Annotated in this window: 1 protein-coding gene; it reads left to right on the top strand. The window is 48.9% G+C overall.

Going from position 1 to position 270, the window contains the following annotated elements; all coding sequences use genetic code 11:
• Nucleotides 1-270 (top strand): GTP-binding protein (locus tag A3763_RS05355; protein WP_231872110.1); only part of this gene is annotated, 270 nt, incomplete at both ends.

Consider the following 270-nt stretch of genomic DNA (forward strand, 5'->3'; position numbering starts at 1 on the left):
GAGAACGTGGTATCACTATCGCGACGTCTCACGTTGAGTATGATTCAACTGATCGTCACTACGCTCACGTTGACTGCCCAGGGCACGCCGATTATGTTAAGAACATGATCACAGGTGCTGCTCAGATGGATGGTGCTATCTTGGTTTGTGGTGCGACTGATGGTCCTATGCCTCAGACTCGTGAGCACATCCTTTTGTCTCGTCAGGTAGGTGTACCTTACATTGTAGTATTCTTGAACAAGGCTGACTTGTTGGCTGAAGACTGTGGTG

This window comes from Oleiphilus sp. HI0128, assembly GCF_001635365.1.